General features: G+C 59.2%; 1 protein-coding gene. It reads left to right on the forward strand.

What is annotated here, in order from left to right; genetic code table 11:
- Window positions 1–97: 97 nt before the first annotated feature.
- On the forward strand, window positions 98–1,264 hold the full coding sequence (locus NKJ89_RS35535) for an IS110 family RNA-guided transposase (RefSeq protein WP_352609064.1): 1,167 nt from the start codon (window positions 98–100) through the stop codon (window positions 1,262–1,264).
- The last annotated feature ends 267 nt before the right edge of the window (window positions 1,265–1,531 follow it).

Genomic DNA, 1,531 nt, shown 5'->3' on the forward strand with positions numbered 1-1,531 from the left:
CGGCTTTAGATCCCATGAGGAGTGAACGGCGGCCGGCGCTCTGTCAGGGTGAGGCTGCATCGAACCACTCACTCAACAGGAGATCGCCGTGGAGAATGTGTCTGCCCAACCTGGAGTCCCAAACGCTGTCCGTGTCGACCTTGGAGCAATCTTTGTCTCCCTGGAACTGAGCCGCTCAACCTGGCTGGTTACGTCGTTGTCGCCGGGCAGCGGCGACAAGATGTCGAAACGTGCTGTGGATGGCGGCGATATTGCCGGACTGATCAGCCTGTTCGAAGACCTCCGGAAGAAGGCGTTGTCACGGACAGGGCGATTGTTCCCTATCGTGACCATTCAGGAGGCTGGTCTGGACGGCTTTTGGATTCATCGAGTCCTGGAAGCCAATGGGTTCGAGAGTCACGTCGTCGACGCGGCTTCTATCGCAGCGTCCCGTCGTCGCCGGCGCGCGAAGACGGACAAGATCGACGGGGAGGCATTGGTTCGAGCACTTCTTGCCTTCAAGCGTGGCGAACCGCGCGTATGTGCAATGGTGAAGGCGCCAAGTCCGGATAACGAAGATCGGCGTCGCATTTGCAGGGAACGCAAGGTCCTGATTGCGGAAAGGGTGGAGCACGTCAATCGTATCAAGGGTCTGCTATTTGCCCAAGGCATCAGCGGTTACGAGCCGCTTCGGAAGGATCGGCGCAAACGACTCGACGGTCTGGTGACAGGCGATGGCCGCCAGTTGCCTCGGCACCTAAAGGCTCAAATAGATCGTGAACTTGATCGCCTTGAACTGTTGCTTCAGCATATCGCCGCTGTGGAACAGGAGCGCGATGCAATGATGTCCGCCACAAAGGATGCTCCACATACAGCGCCTGGACCTGCGGCCGTGCTGAGTGCTCTCAAAGGGATTGGACCGGAGTTCGCCGCTATCCTCTGGGCCGAAGGGTTCTCTCGCCATTTTGACAACCGACGCCAAGTCGCCGCCTACGCAGGATTGGCACCCACGCCGTGGCAAAGCGGAACCATTGATCGTGAGCAAGGCGTATCGAAAGCGGGCAATCCACGGCTGCGCACGACGATGATCCAGCTCGCGTGGTTGTGGCTGCGGAACCAGCCGCATTCGGCACTCAGCCGTTGGTTTGCTCAGCGGGTTCAATCAAATGGGGGTCGGCTGAAACGGAGCACGATCGTTGCCCTGGCGCGCAAGCTGCTGGTGGCGCTGTGGAAGTACGCGGCGTTCGGCATCCTGATCGAAGGGGCCGTCATGAAGAGCGCGTGACGGCCGACCGGAACCCAGAACAGCAATCTCCCAGGGCTGATCAACCCTGGCGGATCCAGGTGAGCGAACCGCCTCAAAGTTTGGCTTCAAATGCCGCGCTTTAGAATGGACTCGTTCTCCTGAGCCTTTGCCGCAACGCAAGCGGGATAGTGGTGCAGCCGAACGAGACGGCGACCGTATGTGAGTTTGAAACGGCAACGGAAACGTGCCGCGTCGAGCGAAATGGCTCAGACTTTGGATACCGATGAAGCACCCTGAAAGGTTTCG

The sequence above is a fragment of the Mesorhizobium sp. M0047 genome (genome assembly GCF_040323315.1).
Taxonomy (GTDB): domain Bacteria; phylum Pseudomonadota; class Alphaproteobacteria; order Rhizobiales; family Rhizobiaceae; genus Mesorhizobium.